Raw genomic sequence first — 13,380 nt, forward strand, 5'->3', positions numbered from 1 at the left:
CGACCTGCCGGAGACGCATCCTCATGTGCTACAGGGCTGTGATACAGCCTCTGAGTCGAGAGGATGGTTTCTCTTTTATTTCAACATCTTGCGGGGGATGTTGGCTCCGGCGGTAGGGATCGAACCTACGACCAATTGATTAACAGTCAACTGCTCTACCGCTGAGCTACGCCGGAACACGAGGGGGTGTATAGCGGCGGTGTTTCGGGGGTGCAAGGGGGGAGCTGCGTTTTTTTCACCGCCCCGAAACAAGTCTTCCGCAACCGCCCCCTTCCTCCTCGCAGGAACGAAAACAGGCGGTTCCGGCGCTTTTCTTCGGGCGGCGGGGCCATCGGTGCTGCAAACACCCGCATGCCCCCGCCCCCAGATCGGCAAGGACGACGCGACTGTTCACGAAAACGTTTCCTTTCGAGATGCCCCCCACGTGAGCGCAGCGGGAATCGCTTCGAACCGGGCCCTCGCCCGCCAAGCTTGCCCCGCCCCCCGGTTGGACGGCCGTCCGACCAGCAGGCCGCGCCGCAGATCGACGGCGGCGCAGCGGCCCGGATCCGGGACACCCGTCCCGACATCGCCCCAACCGCGCATCGCCCCACTAAAAGCTGACCCAAATACTCATATTTATTTCTTGACCAAATTAGTCATGCATGCCATCCCGGTCCGGCCCGATACCGGGCGACATGACCTTTCCAACCCCGGAGGCCCTGCCATGACCCTTTCCCCGCGCGCCCTGCTTCTGACCTCGGCCCTGCTTGCGCCCCTGCCCCTCGGTGCGGCCGAACTGAACCTTTACACCTCGCGCGAGCCGAAGCTGGTCGAGCCGTTGCTGACGGCCTTCACCGCCGAAACCGGGATCAAGGTCACCACGGTCTTCCTGAAAGACGGTCTGGCCGAACGGGTCGCGGCCGAGGGCACCGCCTCGCCCGCCGATGTGCTGATGGCGGTCGATGCCGGCAACATGGCCGATCTGGCCGCCAAAGGCCTGACGCAAACCATTGACTCCGAAGCCGTTCTGGCCGCGGTGCCGAAAGAGCTGCGCGATCCGGAAAACCAGTGGGTGGCGCTGTCGATGCGGGCGCGCGTCGTCTATGCCGCCAAGGATCTGGGCCTGACCGCGATCACCTATGAAGAGCTTGCCGATCCGAAATGGGCGGGCAAGATCTGCATCCGCTCGGGCCAGCACCCCTACAACACCGGGCTTTTCGCCGCCCATCTGGCGCATCACGGCACGGCTGCGACCGAGACCTGGCTGGCCGGGCTCAAGGCCAATCTGGCGCGCAAGCCGGGTGGCGGCGACCGTGACGGCGCCAAGGACATCCTGGGCGGCATCTGCGACATCGCAGTGGCGAATTCCTATTACGTCGGGCTGATGCGGACGAACGAGAAAGAGCCCGAGCAGAAAGCCTGGGGCGAGGCGATCACCGTGCTTCTGCCCACTTTCAATGACGGCGGCACGCATGTGAACATCTCGGGCGCGGCGATTGCCAAACATGCGCCGCACAAGGCCGAGGCGGTGCAGCTGCTCGAATATCTCACCTCGGATGCGGCGCAGAAACTCTATGCCGAGGCGAATTTCGAGTATCCGGTGCGGGCCGGGGCGGAGCTTTCGCCGATCGTTGCCTCTTTCGGGCCGCTGACCATCGATCCGCTGCCGCTGAGCGAGGTGGTGACGCACCGCAAGGAGGCCAGCGCGCTGGTCGACAAGGTCGGCTTCGACAACTGAGGCCCGCCATGGCCGTGACCGATCTGAGCCCGCGGCTGCCCGGGCACCTGCGCGCCCGCCCCCTCCGGGGGGGCGGGTCGGCCTGGCTTTGGGCGGCGGGCGGCATTGCCGCGCTGGTGCTGGCGCCGGTGGCGGCGCTGCTCTGGCAGGCGGCGCAGGGGTCGGAGGGGCTTTGGAGCCATCTTTGGACGCATGTCCTGCTGCCTGCGCTGGGGCAGACGGCGCTGCTTCTGGCCGGGGTCGGGCTGGTCGTCACGGTTCTGGGCACCACGCTCGCCTGGCTGGTGGCAGCGCATGAGTTTCCGGGCCGCAGGCTGCTTGACTGGGCGCTGCTTTTGCCGCTTGCCGTGCCCAGCTACATCATCGCCTTCGTCTATCTGGAGGTGACCCATCCGCTCGGCCCGCTGCAAGACGGGCTGCGGGCGCTTTTGGGCTACAGCTCGCCGCGGGAGTTTCGGCTGCCCGACATCCGCTCGATGCCGGGGGCGATTTTCCTTTTGGGGCTGGTGCTTTACCCCTATGTCTATCTGCCGGTGCGGGCGATGTTCGCGATGCAGGCGGCGGGGCTTTTGGAGGCCGGGCGGATGCTCGGCTGCACGCGGCGGGGGCTGCTGTGGCGGCTGGCGCTGCCGCTTGCCCGTCCGGCGATCGCGGCGGGGGCAAGCCTGGCGCTGATGGAGACGCTGAACGACATCGGCGCGGCCGAGTTTCTGGGCGTACGCACGCTGACGGTATCGATCTATGCCACCTGGGTCACGCGCTCGGATCTGCCCGGGGCGGCGCAGATCGCGCTGGTGATGCTGGCCGTGGTGGCGGCGCTGGTGGCGCTGGAACGCTTCGCCCGGCGCAGGCAGCGCTTTGCGGGCGGCGCGCAAAGGATGCGTCCGCTGGTGCCGGTGCGGTTGGCGGGTCTGCGCGGATGGGCGGCGCTCGGGCTGGGGCTGGTGCCGGTTCTGCTGGGCTTTGGCGTGCCGCTGGCCTGGCTTTTGTCCGAGGCCGTGACGCGGATCGCCGAGACCGGGATTTCCGCGCAGCTGCGCGCCGAGATGCGGGCGACGCTGCTTCTGGCGACGGCGGCGACGGTGGCGGTTGTGGCGGGCGGGCTGGTCGTGGCGCTGACGGCGCGGCTTTGCCCCGGCGGGCCCGGCGCGGTGATCGGGCGGCTCGCCAGCCTTGGCTATGCGATGCCCGGAACCGTGGTGGCGCTCGGCGTGCTGGTGCCGATGGGGGCGCTGGACCGGCTGCTGGACGCGGGGGCGCGGGCGGTTCTGGGTCAGGGCACCGGGCTTGTGCTGATCGGCTCGGGGCTGGCTTTGGGATATGCTTATCTGGTGCGGTTTCTGGCGATTTCGGTGGGCGGCTGTGAGAGCGGCTTCGCGCAGATCCCGCGCTCGCTCGATCAGGCGGCGCGCAGCCTTGGCCATGGTCCGGCGGCCAGCCTGCGCCGGTTGCATCTGCCGCTCCTGCGCCCGGCCCTGATCGCCGCCGCGCTGCTGGTCTTTGTCGACACGATGAAGGAACTTTCGGCCACGCTGCTTTTGCGCCCGCTGGGGGTCGAGACCCTTGCCACGCATCTTTATGGCGAGGCGGCGCGGGGCAGCCATGAAGACGGTGCCATCGCGGGTCTTGCGATCGTCGCCGTGGGCATCCTGCCGGTGATCGCGCTGTCGCGGCTGGCGCAGCGGCGGGGGGCCTAGTCGGCGCGGGCGAAGACCGCGGTCACCGCCAGACCCGGATCCGCCACCACCCGACCCTGTGCGACCAGCGCCACCAGATGCGCGAAAAGATTGCGCGCCGCCGCCCGGTGCAGGGCCACGGGCGTGTCGGCATAGACCCGCGCGGTCAGGGCAGAGAGCGTCGCGGGCCCCGCGGCCAGCGCCGCAAGGATCTGCGCCGTGCGGGCCTGCCGATGCGCCGCAAGCGCGGCCAGCCGCGCCGCGGGATCGGGCACCGGATCGCCATGGCCCGGATAGAACACCCGCGCCCCCTGCCCCGCCAGCCGGTCAAGCGAGGTGAAATAGGCCTCCAGATCGCCATCGGGCGGCGAGATCAGCGTCGTCGACCAGCCCATCACCACATCGGCGGTAAAGACCACGTCGCCCATCGCGAAACACAGGTGATTGCCGAAATGCCCCGGCGTGTGCAGCGCCGTCACCGACCAGTCGCCCATCGCGAGCGTCTCGCCATCGGCCAGCGTCACATCGGGGCGAAACCCCGCATCCACCCCCTCGCCGCCGCCCGCGAGCCCCGCTTCGGCCAGCGCCCGCATCGGCGCCGAACGCCCCGCCGCCGGATCACCAAAGGCGAAGATCGGCGCCCCGGTCAGATCGGCCAGCGGCCGCGCGGCCTCGGAATGATCGAGATGCGCGTGGCTGACCAGAATCGCCGCCACCCGCTCGCCCGGGGCAAGGCGGTCCAGCAGCGCGCGCAGATGCCCCGGATCGGCAGGCCCGGGATCGAGCACCGCCACCTCCCCCCGGCCCAGCACATAAGAACAGGTGCCCCGATGCGTCAGCGCCGAGGGATTGGGCGCCACAAGCCGCCGCACGCCCGGTTCCAGATCCTCCATCCCTCTTTCCCTCTGCCGCTTCCGACGTTAGGGTTGTGGCATGGATTTCGCCTGGCTCAAACACTTCCTGCCGCGCGGGCTTTACGGCCGGGCCGCGCTGATCCTGATCTTGCCGGTCGTCACCATCCAGCTTGTCGTCTCGGTCGTCTTCATCCAGCGCCATTTCGAACGCGTGACCGAACAGATGACCACCTCGATGCTGCGCGAGATCGCGCTGGTGATCGAGCGCGCCGACACCGCCGCGACCCAGGCCCAGGCCGCGACGCGGATGGCGGAGCTGGCGCAGGCGCTGGATCTGCGGCTGGATCTGCCCGCGCCCCGGCCCGTCCCCGCCGCCGACCGGCGCGAGATCACCGATTTCACCGGGCTGACCGTGCAATCGACGCTGCGCGCGGGCCTGCCGGGGATGATCGCGCTGGATCTGACCGCGGGCGGGCGGGTGCAGCTTTGGGTCGCGACCCGGCACGGGCCGCTTTACATCGGTTTTCCGCGGATCTGGGTCTCGGCCGCGAATCCGCATCAGCTGCTGGTGCTGATGGTCTTCGTCTCGGTGCTGATGACGCTGATCGCGTTCTTGTTCCTGCGCAACCAGTTGCGGCCGATCCAGCGGTTGGCCCGCGCCGCCGAGGCCTTCGGCAAGGGCCAGATCGCGCCCTATCGCCCGACCGGCGCGCTGGAGGTGCGGGCGGCGGGCAAGGCGTTTCTGGAAATGCGCGACCGGATCGAGCGGCAGACCGAAAGCCGCCGCCTGATGCTGTCGGGGATCAGCCACGATCTGCGCACGCCGCTGACGCGGCTCAGGCTTGGCCTGTCGATGCTGCCCGAAGAGCCCGAGACCGAGGCCGAGATCGCCGCGATGGCGCGCGACGTGACCGAGATGGGCAAGATGATCGACGCCTTTCTGAATGTCGCGCGCGAGGAGGCGGTGGCGGGCGAGCCGGAGCGGATCGAGATCTGCGCCTTTGTCGCGCAGGTGGTCGAGGATGCGATCCGCGCCGGGCAGCCGGTGCGGCTGCGCGATTGCCCCGAAGCGCCGGTGCATGCGGTGGTGCGCCCCGATGCGCTGCGCCGGGCGCTGGAAAACCTGATCGGCAATGCGGTGCGCTATGGCTCGCGGGCCGAGGTCTCGGTCGCGGTGCGCCCGCGCAGCCTGCGTCTGCTGATCGAGGATGACGGCCCCGGCATCCCGGCCGAGCGGCGCGAAGAGGCGATGCGGCCCTTTACCCGGCTTGATCCGGCGCGCAATCAGGACCGCGGCCAGGGCGTCGGGCTGGGGCTGGCGATCGCCGCCGACATCGCCCGCGGCCATGGCGGCAGCCTGAGCCTGCTGGAAGGCAAGCGTCTGGGCGGGCTGGCGGCGGAACTGACCCTGCCGCTCTGACGTTGCCGTTCCGAGACTGGTCTCAGAAGATCAGCACGAAGACACCGATCCAGACCCCGGCCCCCGCAAGCACCATGGGCAGGATCCACCAGCCCGAGGTGGTTTCGATCGGCCGAACCTCGGCCGCGACGTCCCGCGACAGATCGAGACCCGGCTGCGCTGTTGTGTCCACCGCTGCGCTCCTTCACGTCGGACCTGCGGTCCTGCAACTGCAGGATGCGCGCAAAGTCTTAACGAAACCTTAAGCACCCTGGGCCTGCGGACCTTGTGCAAGGTTTCGGGGGCAAGGTTTGGCGCGCCGCCTCTCGCGCCGGGTTTCGGCCCCGAGGCTCCCCCTTCCGCGACCTGTTTCCCATGACGCAAAAGGTCAGGCGACGATGGCAAAAGTTTGTCGGGCATATGAACCAAGCTTCGCTTGCAGCACGGGGCATTCTGCCGCAGTGTGAAGACTTGATGACGGCGGGGCGGGCTGTCGGTTCGGTGCAGTTGAACTGTGCCTCCCCCCCCCCTAGATATGGGGCATGGGAAGGGACGGGTTGCCAATCGCGGGACCGGTGCCTTTCGCCGCAAACAAGGACAGACAATGACCGCTCTCCCCTCCACCCATCCGGTCCTGCCGCTGCGCGACATCGTGGTGTTTCCGCACATGATCGTGCCGCTTTTCGTCGGCCGCGAGAAATCCGTGCGCGCCCTCGAAGAGGTGATGGCCGACGACCGGCAGATCCTTCTGGCCAGCCAGATCGACCCCTCGATCGACGACCCCACGCATGAGGGGATCTTCCGCGTCGGCGTGCTGGCCAATGTGCTGCAGCTGCTGAAACTGCCCGACGGCACGGTCAAGGTGCTGGTCGAGGGCAAGAGCCGGGTCCGGATCACCGATTTCGTCGAAAACGACCGCTTCTTCGAGGCGCAGGCCGAAACCCTGACCGAGGTCGAGGGCGACCGCGACACGATCAAGGCGCTTCTGCGCTCGGTCGCCGAAGAATTCGAGCGTTACGCCAAGATCAAGAAGAACATCCCCGAAGAGGCGATGGCCGCGGTTTCCGAAACCCGCGAGGCCGACAAGCTGGCCGATCTCGTCTCGGGGCATCTGGGGCTTGAGGTCAAGCTCAAGCAGGAACTGCTGGAAACGCTCGACATTTCCGAACGGCTGGAAAAGGTCTACGGGCTGATGCAGGGCGAGGTCTCGGTCCTGCAGGTCGAGAAGAAGATCAAGTCGCGCGTCAAGTCGCAGATGGAAAAGACGCAGCGCGAATATTACCTGAACGAACAGATGAAGGCCATTCAGCGCGAGCTGGGCGATGGCGAGGACGGTCAGAACGAGCTCAACGAGCTTGAGGAAAAGATCGCCCGCACGAAACTGTCGAAGGAAGCCAAGGACAAGGCCGAGGGCGAGCTGAAGAAGCTGCGCTCGATGAGCCCGATGTCGGCCGAGGCGACGGTGGTGCGCAACTATCTGGACTGGCTGCTCAATCTGCCTTGGGGCGTGAAAAGCCGGGTGAAGAAGGATCTGATCGGCGCCGAAAAGGTGCTCGATGCCGATCACTACGGGCTGGAAAAGGTCAAGGAGCGCATCGTCGAATATCTGGCGGTGCAGGCGCGCTCGGACAAGCTGAAGGGGCCGATCCTGTGCCTTGTCGGCCCTCCGGGCGTCGGCAAGACCTCGCTCGGGCGCTCGGTCGCACGGGCGACGGGGCGGGAATTCATCCGCATTTCGCTTGGCGGCGTGCGCGATGAATCGGAAATCCGCGGCCACCGGCGCACCTATATCGGCTCGATGCCGGGCAAGATCATCCAGGCGCTGAAAAAGGCGAAGACGACCAACCCGCTGATCCTGCTCGATGAAATCGACAAGATGGGGCATGATTTCCGCGGCGATCCGGCCTCGGCGCTGCTTGAGGTGCTCGATCCGGAACAGAACTCGACCTTCGTCGATCACTACCTTGAGGTCGAATATGACCTCTCGAACGTGATGTTCCTGACCACGGCGAACAGCTACAACATGCCCGGCCCGCTGCTGGACCGGATGGAGATCATTTCGCTTGCGGGCTACACCGAGGATGAAAAATCCGAGATCGCCCGGCAACACCTGATCCCGAAACAGGTCAAGGCGCATGGGCTGAAGAAGGGCGAATTCACCCTGACCGACGGCGCGCTGTCGGACATCGTGCGCTACTACACCCGCGAAGCCGGGGTGCGGAACCTGGAGCGCGAGATCGCGAAAACCGCCCGCAAGGCGGTGACCGAGATCATCAAGGCCAAGGGCACGGTGAAATCGGTCACGGTCGATGAAGCGAAGCTGGGCGATTATCTGGGCGTGAAGCGGCACCGCTACGGTCTGGCCGAGGCCGAGGATCAGGTGGGCGTCGTCACCGGTCTGGCCTGGACCTCGGTCGGCGGCGATCTGCTGCACATCGAGGCGCTGAAACTGCCCGGCAAGGGGCGGATGAAGACCACCGGGAAACTGGGCGACGTGATGAAGGAATCGATCGAGGCGGCCTCGTCTTACGTCCGTTCGATCGCGCCGGAAATCGGGGTGAAGCCGCCGAAATTCGAATCGCTCGACATTCACGTCCACGTTCCCGACGGGGCAACGCCGAAGGACGGCCCCTCGGCCGGGCTGGCCATGGTGACCTCGATCGTTTCGGTGCTGACCGGCATTCCGGTGCGCAAGGACATCGCGATGACCGGGGAAGTTTCGTTGCGCGGCAATGCGATGCCGATCGGCGGCCTGAAGGAAAAACTGCTGGCGGCGCTGCGCGGCGGCATCAAGACCGTGCTGATCCCCGAGGAAAACGAAAAGGATCTGGCCGACATCCCCGCGAACGTCAAGGCAGGGCTGGAGATCATCCCGGTGACCCATGTCCGCGAGGTTCTGGCCCGCGCGCTGGTGCGGACGCCCGAGCCGGTGGAATGGGACGAGGCGGCCGAAGAAGCGGCCGCCGCCGCCCGGGCCGCCGCCAAGGCCGAAGCGGCGGGCGCGACGGCGCATTGATCTGCCCTTGAAACAGGCTCTGACGCGCTCCCTTTCGGGGGCGCGTTGTTTTTTCCGGGCCCGGCTTTTGCAACGCATGGATTGTTGCGCCGTTGCGGCCTAACCTTGGCGCGACAGGAAACCGATGGGGCCGAGATGAGCAAATCCACGAAGAAATCCGCCGCGGCAAAGGCCGCGCAACCGGTGCCGGTGCCCGTGCCGGAAGAGACCGCAGCCGAGGCGGCGCCGGTCGCGGTCCGCGTGCAGGTGAAGAAAAAGGACTTCGTCGAGCGCGTGGTGCTGCGCAGCGGCGCCAAGAAGCCGGTCGTGCGCGATCTGACCGAGGCGGTGCTGGCGGTGCTGGGTGAGGCGCTGGCGAAGGGCGAGACGCTGGTTCTGCCGCCGCTGGGCAAGATTTCGGTGGCCCGCACGGTCGACAAGACGGGCGGCGACATCCTGCATGTGAAGCTGCGGCAGATGGCGGCGCCGGAAGATGCGAAAAAGAACGCAGATTCCGCGTCAGACCCCCTTGCGGAGGCCGAGGACTGAGGCTAAACACCGCTCCACCGGGCGATTAGCTCAGCGGTAGAGCGCTTCGTTCACATCGAAGATGTCAGCGGTTCAAATCCGTTATCGCCCACCATCATTCCTGAAAAAGCGCTGGAAATTTTCCAGCGCTTTTTCTTTGGCCGCAATCGACCGCAGCCTGCCCCAGGGGCAAACGGAGAACAGGGCGCAACCGCGCCCTGCAAAGGGTTCCGCCGCGCCCCGGCCCGGCTCAGACGCCCGGTTTCGGCGGCTCGGATTGCGTCGCGGAAGGCATCTCTGGCGCGGCCGTGCCGGGCAGGCTGACGCCGTGCTTTTCCATGTAGGGGCGGAAATAATCGCGGAAGGCCTCGAAGCTTTCGGCCAGCATCAGGAATTCGGCGCGGTTCATCACCAGCACCTTGGTATCCTCGATCGCGTTCACCGAGGTCTTGCGCCGCGTCGCCCCCAGAATCAGCCTCTCGCCGAAATGGCCGCCGGGGCCGATCACCCGCGTCGTCAGCTCGCCCGACTCGGGGTCGGTCCGCACCATCTGCACCGCGCCCGAAATCACCGTGTAGAACCCGTCCGAACGGTCGCCCGCCTGATAGATCCGGTCGCCGGCGCGGAAATAGACATGCCGCATCGGCGGCTTCTGATAGGTGCGCAGCTGCACGAGGCTGCGCGCGCCCAAAAGATCGAGCGACCAGTTGATCATCACCCGGATGCGGGTGCCGATGCCGGGCAGAAGCGCCAGATAATAGGACCGCCAGATGAACCAGGCCGGAAAGCCGGTGATGTTGCGCCCGAAGATATCGGCCACGCCGCGTTTCGCCCCCAGCGAGGCCAGCGCCCCGCGCGAGCTGTAGGCGAAGACCCCGGGCGCGCGGCCCTTCAGCACGGCGGTGATGTTGGCGGCGACCCGTTTCGCCTCGCGCACAGCGAATTGCGCGGTGGGCGGCGCGAAATCGTTGCGCTCCGCGGCATCGTCCTTCAGCGGGATCAGCGCGCAATCGCCCAGCGCCCAGACATCGGTCCGGCCCTTGACGCGCAGGTTGCGATCCACCGCGACGCGGCCCTTTTCCAGCGGCAGCCCCATGCGCAGGATCACCGGCAGCGGCGCATTGCCGATCGTCGCGACGATGGTGCGGGTGTCGATCACCTCGCCCTCGGTCGTCACCAGTTGCCGATGCGTGGCCGAGCGCACGCCGGTGCCCAGTTTCAGCTCGATGCCATGGCCGAGCAGATGCTTCGTCGCGTAATCGGCCAGCTCCTTCGGCATCTCGTTCAGGATCCGCGGCGCATATTCGACCAGCAGCACGCGGACCTCGGACGGGTCGATGTTGGAATAGAACGGCAGCGAGCGGTCCAGCAGTTCCTTCATCTCGCCCACGGTCTCGACGCCGGAAAAGCCGCCGCCGACGACGGTGAAGGTCAGCGCGCCGCGCTTGGTGTCGGGCAGCGCCGTGACCTGCGCATGTTCAAGCTGCTCGATCACATGTTCGCGCAGACGCCGCGCATCCTCGAGCGTCTTCATCTTCAGCGCATGTTCCTCAAGCCCCGGCATGCGCGAGAAATCCGCCCCCTGCCCCAGCGCGATCACCAGATGGTCATAGGGCACCTCGGTCGGGCGGCGCTGGATGCCCTGAAAGACGGTGACCACCTTGCGCTCGAAATCGACGCTGTCGACGACGGCCTTGCGCACCTGCACGCCCTTGAGCAGGAAGCGCAGCGGCGAGACCGCATGGGCGGGCATGATCGAGCCTGCGCCCACCTCGGGCAGAAGCGGCTGGAAGACGAAGTAATTCTCGGCGTTGATCAGCTCGATCTCGGCCTTGCGGCCCAACCGGCGCGCAAGTGCGCGGGCCGTGTACATGCCGCCGAACCCCCCGCCCAGAACGACGATCCGCGTGACCATGACACCCTCCATGCTGCTGCGCGAAGCATAGCCGAACGGCGCCGGACCGCCAGAGCCTATTCACGCAAGCCCGGCCCCGCGTTGCAGCAAGGTGACCGATTTCTTGCCGGGAAGACTGGTGCCGGCGGAGGGACTCGAACCCCCGACCCCCTGATTACAAATCAGACGCTCTACCAACTGAGCTACGCCGGCCACGGTGCTGAAATAACCTTCCGGCCGCCTCGGCGCAAGACCGGACGGCGGGGCTTTGCCTTCGCGGCTTTGGCCGCTATGGTGGCGCAAGGAGAACACCAATGGATCTGGTCTTTCATCTGGGCGCGCATGCCACCGATGACGAACGCCTTGTCAGGACGCTGGCCACCAACCCCGAGGCGATGACCGCGGCGCGTTCCCATGCCCCCGCCCCGGTCGCCTATCGCATGGCGCTGCGCGATGCGCTGATCGGGCTGAAGGGGCGGCCCGCCGATGCGGCGACGCAGGACCGGCTGCGCACGGCCTGCCTGCACGGCGCCCGCGGCCCGGTCGAGCGGCTGGTCTTCAGCTACGAGAATTTCCTCGCCCTGCCCGAGCGCGCGATCGGCGCGAGCGGGCTTTACCCGGCCGCCGCCGACAAGCTGGTGCCGCTGGCCAACCTGTTCCCGCAGGACCGGACCGAGTTTCATCTGGGCCTGCTCGACCCGGCGCTGCTGCTGGTGGCGCTGGCGGCGCGTCAGCCCGGCCGCGATTTCACCGAGCTGCTCTGCGGCCATGCGCCCGAGGATCTGCGCTGGGGTCCGGTCGTGACGCGGATGGCCGAGGCCGCCGGGCGGGTCGGTGCGAAACTTGTGCTCTGGTGCAACGAGGATCTGCCGCTGCTGTTCCCCGAGGTGCTGCGGCAGATGGGCGGGCTGCCCGAGGCCGGGGCTTTGATGGGCGAATATGGTCTGGTCGAGGATCTGATGCAGCCCGAGGGGGCCCGGCGGCTGCGCGCCTATCTGGCAAGCCACCCGCCGCAGACGGCCGAGCAGCGGCGCAAGGTACTGATCGCGTTTCTGGAGAAATTCGCCCGTCCCGAGGCGCTTGTGGCCGATGTGCCCCTGCCGGGCGTCAGCGCGGATCTGGTGGCCGAGATCGCCGCGCGCTATGCCGCCGATGTGGCCGAAATGGCCCGCCTGCCGGGCGTGACGCTGATCACGCCCTGACGCGGCGGCGGGCGCTTAGGACATGCCAAGCGCGGCCTTGTAGATATCGAGGATCGCCTCTTCCTCGGCCAGATCGTTCTTGTCGCGCTTGCGCATCGCGATGATCTTCTTGATCACCTTGGTGTCGTAGCCGCGGGCCTTGGCTTCGGACATGATGTCCTTCTGCTGCTCGGTGATGTCCTTCTTCTCGGCCTCGAGATGTTCGTATTGCTCGATGAACTGGCGCAGCTCGTCCGCGGCCACGGTATAGGCGTCGTTCGACATGAAGGCTCTCCGAAGGTCGTTACGCGGGATGAAGCCCCTGACTAGCGCAGCCCCGCCCCCCCTTCAAGCCGCAACCCGCGCCCGATCTCGGCGCTTGCCAAGACCCCGCGCGCGCGGTAGCCCGGGCAAAACGGAGGCGGTGATGGACTTTCTGATCTGGGCTGGCGCGGCGGTCTCGCTGCTGGGGATGATCGGCATCCTCTATTGCGCGGCGCAAGTGGCCAAGGCGAAAAAGGCCGGGCTCGACGATGCGGGCCTGCGCGCGGCGCTGCGCGGCATCGTGGCGATGAACCTGGGCGCGCTTTTCGTGTCGGTGATCGGGCTGATGCTGGTCGTGCTCGGCGTGACCTTCAAGTGAAGCGTCCGGCCAGGGTCTGACCGTCGCGGATGAGCGCATCGAGCAGCGCGGGCGGCGCGGGCGCCCCCTCGGCCGCCAGCGCGCGCAACCGCTTGCGCAGCGCCAGCGCGCCGATCCGGTCGGCCTGAAACATCGGCCCGCCACGCGGCGCGGGAAAGCCAAGCTCCGCCCCCGCCATCAGATCGATGTCGCCCGGCCGGAACGCCTCGCCCATCTCCAGCGCGGCAAGGCCCGGCAGCGCCAGCTCGGCCAGCAGGCGGGCCAGGATCTCGGTCTCGGAAAAGCGGCGCGGCACGATCCCGGCCTCGGCACGCAGCGCGGCCAGGGCCGTCTCGGCCGCCAGTGCCCCCCCGTCCGGCACCCCGCCCAGAACCGCCAGCGTCGCCAGAACCGGGCCCGGCCCGCGCCCGGCGGCGCTCAGGCGGGCGGCGGTCCGCTCGGCGCCCAGCCGCGCGGCGCGGGCAAAGGGCCCCTCGGCAAAGCCCCAGCG

11 protein-coding genes, 3 tRNA genes and 1 pseudogene are annotated in these 13,380 nt (G+C 67.5%); 8 read left to right on the plus strand and 7 right to left on the minus strand.

The genetic code is table 11. The features are described from left to right. Positions 1–101: 101 nt before the first annotated feature. Positions 102–176 (minus strand) — tRNA-Asn (locus tag FBT96_RS18965). Between the two features lie 530 nt (positions 177–706). Here FBT96_RS18965 and FBT96_RS18970 point away from each other — a divergent pair. Both FBT96_RS18970 and FBT96_RS18975 read left to right on the plus strand, forming a co-directional pair. Further along, positions 707–1,720 carry an extracellular solute-binding protein gene (locus FBT96_RS18970; RefSeq protein WP_136909435.1) on the plus strand — a complete coding sequence of 338 codons (1,014 nt, stop codon included), beginning with the start codon at positions 707–709 and terminating at the stop codon, positions 1,718–1,720. Between the two features lie 8 nt (positions 1,721–1,728). Then, complete coding sequence (locus FBT96_RS18975) at positions 1,729–3,417, plus strand: ABC transporter permease (RefSeq protein WP_136909437.1); 1,689 nt, start codon at positions 1,729–1,731, stop codon at positions 3,415–3,417. On the opposite strand, the gene FBT96_RS18980 is transcribed toward FBT96_RS18975, so the two are convergent. Beyond that, positions 3,414–4,289, minus strand: a complete 876-nt coding sequence (locus FBT96_RS18980) for an MBL fold metallo-hydrolase (protein ID WP_136909440.1) — start codon at positions 4,287–4,289, stop codon at positions 3,414–3,416. The two genes, FBT96_RS18975 and FBT96_RS18980, sit on opposite strands and share 4 nt — an antisense overlap. A 40-nt stretch (positions 4,290–4,329) precedes the next feature. On the opposite strand from FBT96_RS18980, the gene FBT96_RS18985 reads away from it, so the two are divergent. After that, positions 4,330–5,670 (plus strand): ATP-binding protein, encoded by a 1,341-nt coding sequence (locus tag FBT96_RS18985; protein ID WP_136909442.1) that lies wholly within the window; start codon positions 4,330–4,332, stop codon positions 5,668–5,670. Positions 5,671–5,692: 22 nt separating this feature from the next. Here FBT96_RS18985 and FBT96_RS20900 read toward each other — a convergent pair whose 3' ends face one another. After that, positions 5,693–5,842 carry a hypothetical protein gene (locus tag FBT96_RS20900; protein WP_169583628.1) on the minus strand — a complete coding sequence of 50 codons (150 nt, stop codon included), beginning with the start codon at positions 5,840–5,842 and terminating at the stop codon, positions 5,693–5,695. A gap of 411 nt (positions 5,843–6,253) precedes the next feature. On the opposite strand from FBT96_RS20900, the gene lon reads away from it, so the two are divergent. The 3 genes from lon (at position 6,254) to FBT96_RS19000 (ending at position 9,287) form a co-directional block, all read left to right on the plus strand. After that, entirely contained in the window at positions 6,254–8,665 is a 2,412-nt protein-coding gene (gene lon / locus FBT96_RS18990) for an endopeptidase La (protein ID WP_136909444.1), read from the plus strand. 135 nt (positions 8,666–8,800) lie between these two features. Next, on the plus strand, positions 8,801–9,193 hold the full coding sequence (locus tag FBT96_RS18995) for an HU family DNA-binding protein (RefSeq protein WP_136909446.1): 393 nt from the start codon (positions 8,801–8,803) through the stop codon (positions 9,191–9,193). Positions 9,194–9,212: 19 nt separating this feature from the next. Then, a tRNA-Val gene (locus FBT96_RS19000) sits at positions 9,213–9,287 on the plus strand. A 135-nt stretch (positions 9,288–9,422) separates the two neighbouring features. Here FBT96_RS19000 and FBT96_RS19005 read toward each other — a convergent pair. Both FBT96_RS19005 and FBT96_RS19010 read right to left on the minus strand, forming a co-directional pair. After that, positions 9,423–11,087, minus strand: coding sequence for an FAD-dependent oxidoreductase (locus FBT96_RS19005; RefSeq protein ID WP_136909448.1), 1,665 nt, complete (start codon positions 11,085–11,087; stop codon positions 9,423–9,425). A gap of 116 nt (positions 11,088–11,203) precedes the next feature. Beyond that, positions 11,204–11,279: transfer RNA gene (locus FBT96_RS19010), tRNA-Thr, on the minus strand. A gap of 101 nt (positions 11,280–11,380) precedes the next feature. On the opposite strand from FBT96_RS19010, the gene FBT96_RS19015 reads away from it, so the two are divergent. Next, positions 11,381–12,268 carry a hypothetical protein gene (locus FBT96_RS19015; RefSeq protein ID WP_136909450.1) on the plus strand — a complete coding sequence of 296 codons (888 nt, stop codon included), beginning with the start codon at positions 11,381–11,383 and terminating at the stop codon, positions 12,266–12,268. A gap of 15 nt (positions 12,269–12,283) precedes the next feature. Here the strand turns inward: FBT96_RS19015 and FBT96_RS19020 are convergent, their stop codons facing one another. Next, the gene (locus tag FBT96_RS19020; protein WP_013068296.1) at positions 12,284–12,532 is read right to left on the minus strand and encodes a DUF2312 domain-containing protein; all 249 of its coding nucleotides are present in this window, start codon (positions 12,530–12,532) and stop codon (positions 12,284–12,286) included. 142 nt (positions 12,533–12,674) lie between these two features. Between FBT96_RS19020 and FBT96_RS19025 the strand changes: the two genes are divergently transcribed. Then, positions 12,675–12,890 carry a hypothetical protein gene (locus FBT96_RS19025; protein WP_013068297.1) on the plus strand — a complete coding sequence of 72 codons (216 nt, stop codon included), beginning with the start codon at positions 12,675–12,677 and terminating at the stop codon, positions 12,888–12,890. Here the strand turns inward: FBT96_RS19025 and FBT96_RS20905 are convergent. After that, positions 12,883–13,380: pseudogene (locus tag FBT96_RS20905) on the minus strand (hypothetical protein); the annotation flags it as partial. The gene FBT96_RS19025 and the pseudogene FBT96_RS20905 overlap by 8 nt on opposite strands.

The sequence above is a fragment of the Rhodobacter capsulatus genome (genome assembly GCF_005144475.1).
GTDB lineage: Bacteria > Pseudomonadota > Alphaproteobacteria > Rhodobacterales > Rhodobacteraceae > Rhodobacter > Rhodobacter capsulatus_C.

What these genes read in the sequence shown, in the direction of transcription:
- FBT96_RS18995 (WP_136909446.1), top strand. Translation starts at nt 8,801, where the DNA reads ATGAGCAAATCCACGAAGAAATCCGCCGCGGCAAAGGCCGCGCAACCG.
- FBT96_RS18975 (WP_136909437.1), top strand. Translation starts at nt 1,729, where the DNA reads ATGGCCGTGACCGATCTGAGCCCGCGGCTGCCCGGGCACCTGCGCGCC.
- FBT96_RS19020 (WP_013068296.1), bottom strand. Translation starts at nt 12,532, where the DNA reads ATGTCGAACGACGCCTATACCGTGGCCGCGGACGAGCTGCGCCAGTTC.
- FBT96_RS19025 (WP_013068297.1), top strand. Translation starts at nt 12,675, where the DNA reads ATGGACTTTCTGATCTGGGCTGGCGCGGCGGTCTCGCTGCTGGGGATG.
- FBT96_RS18980 (WP_136909440.1), bottom strand. Translation starts at nt 4,289, where the DNA reads ATGGAGGATCTGGAACCGGGCGTGCGGCGGCTTGTGGCGCCCAATCCC.
- FBT96_RS18970 (WP_136909435.1), top strand. Translation starts at nt 707, where the DNA reads ATGACCCTTTCCCCGCGCGCCCTGCTTCTGACCTCGGCCCTGCTTGCG.
- lon (WP_136909444.1), top strand. Translation starts at nt 6,254, where the DNA reads ATGACCGCTCTCCCCTCCACCCATCCGGTCCTGCCGCTGCGCGACATC.
- FBT96_RS19015 (WP_136909450.1), top strand. Translation starts at nt 11,381, where the DNA reads ATGGATCTGGTCTTTCATCTGGGCGCGCATGCCACCGATGACGAACGC.
- FBT96_RS18985 (WP_136909442.1), top strand. Translation starts at nt 4,330, where the DNA reads ATGGATTTCGCCTGGCTCAAACACTTCCTGCCGCGCGGGCTTTACGGC.
- FBT96_RS19005 (WP_136909448.1), bottom strand. Translation starts at nt 11,087, where the DNA reads ATGGTCACGCGGATCGTCGTTCTGGGCGGGGGGTTCGGCGGCATGTAC.